This window comes from Lysinibacillus sp. G1-3 (assembly GCF_056322905.1).
In genome coordinates this window covers 1-1,290 of record NZ_JBWHYQ010000049.1, presented here as the reverse complement: position 1 = coordinate 1,290, position 1,290 = coordinate 1, and the positions used below count along the sequence as shown (strand labels likewise).

Sequence of the window (1,290 nt, the reverse complement as noted above, 5' to 3'; positions counted from 1 at the left end):
GATTAGCTCAAATTGTTTTGCTGGCATCATGTTTGATGTCCAAAATTTTGTTTCGTTCACCAACTCAAGGTTAGCTACTAAAAACTTTATTGATTACGTTTTGCTTGTTCAGTTTTCAAGGTTCATTTGTTTTGATTGGTGGAGCCTAGCGGGATCGAACCGCTGACCTCCTGCGTGCAAGGCAGGCGCTCTCCCAGCTGAGCTAAGGCCCCATATATATTTTTAGGAAATGGTCGGGAAGACAGGATTCGAACCTGCGACCCCTTGGTCCCAAACCAAGTGCTCTACCAAGCTGAGCTACTTCCCGTTTGTTTTATTGGCGCGCCCGGCAGGAGTCGAACCCACAACCTTCTGATCCGTAGTCAGACGCTCTATCCAATTGAGCTACGGGCGCTAATTATTAAAAATAAAATGGTGCCGAGGGCCGGAATCGAACCGGCACGGTAGTCACCTACCGCAGGATTTTAAGTCCTGTGCGTCTGCCAGTTCCGCCACCCCGGCACATTTGGAGCGGAAGACGAGGTTCGAACTCGCGACCCCCACCTTGGCAAGGTGGTGTTCTACCACTGAACTACTTCCGCATGTGCATAAGATTTATTTATCCTGGCAATTATTAAATTTGAAAAATGGTGCGGGTGAAGGGAGTCGAACCCCCACGCCTTGCGGCGCTAGATCCTAAGTCTAGTGCGTCTGCCAATTCCGCCACACCCGCATATTTTGTTGGCAATTTAAATGGTGAGCCATGAAGGACTCGAACCTTCGACCCTCTGATTAAAAGTCAGATGCTCTACCAACTGAGCTAATGGCTCAAACTATGGTGCCGGCGATAGGAGTCGAACCCACGACCTACTGATTACAAGTCAGTTGCTCTACCAACTGAGCTACACCGGCAAATGGTGGAGGATGACGGGCTCGAACCGCCGACCCCCTGCTTGTAAGGCAGGTGCTCTCCCAGCTGAGCTAATCCTCCTGGGTATTATGCCTAGCGACGTCCTACTCTCGCAGGGGGAAGCCCCCAACTACCATCGGCGCTAAAGAGCTTAACTTCCGTGTTCGGTATGGGAACGGGTGTGACCTCTTTGCCATCATCACTAGACTATTTTAAAGACAAGATTTATTATAACACATTTCGTTATAATTGCAAGCTTTTTTTTAAAACTTTCTTGTTCTTTCAAAACTGGATAAACGGTGCATTGAATGTTTCAAACATTTTGGTTAAGTCCTCGATCGATTAGTATTCGTCAGCTCCATGTGTCACCACACTTCCACCTCGAACCTATCTACCTCATC

Annotated in this window: 9 tRNA genes and 1 rRNA gene; all 10 read right to left on the bottom strand. The window is 48.1% G+C overall.

The annotated features are described in order from the left end of the window. Nucleotides 1-136: 136 nt before the first annotated feature. Nucleotides 137-212: transfer RNA gene (locus tag ACVYAD_RS24990), tRNA-Ala, on the bottom strand. Nucleotides 213-230: 18 nt separating this feature from the next. Next, nucleotides 231-307 (bottom strand) — tRNA-Pro (locus ACVYAD_RS24985). Between the two features lie 10 nt (nt 308-317). Next, nucleotides 318-394: transfer RNA gene (locus tag ACVYAD_RS24980), tRNA-Arg, on the bottom strand. Nucleotides 395-412: 18 nt separating this feature from the next. Next, nucleotides 413-501 (bottom strand) — tRNA-Leu (locus ACVYAD_RS24975). 5 nt (nt 502-506) lie between these two features. After that, a tRNA-Gly gene (locus ACVYAD_RS24970) sits at nt 507-581 on the bottom strand. A gap of 46 nt (nt 582-627) precedes the next feature. Beyond that, nucleotides 628-712 (bottom strand) — tRNA-Leu (locus ACVYAD_RS24965). Between the two features lie 21 nt (nt 713-733). Continuing rightward, nucleotides 734-809: transfer RNA gene (locus tag ACVYAD_RS24960), tRNA-Lys, on the bottom strand. 6 nt (nt 810-815) lie between these two features. Then, nucleotides 816-891 (bottom strand) — tRNA-Thr (locus ACVYAD_RS24955). A gap of 3 nt (nt 892-894) precedes the next feature. Further along, a tRNA-Val gene (locus tag ACVYAD_RS24950) sits at nt 895-970 on the bottom strand. Nucleotides 971-980: 10 nt separating this feature from the next. After that, nucleotides 981-1,096: ribosomal RNA gene (gene rrf, locus ACVYAD_RS24945) — 5S ribosomal RNA — on the bottom strand. Nucleotides 1,097-1,290 lie beyond the last annotated feature (194 nt).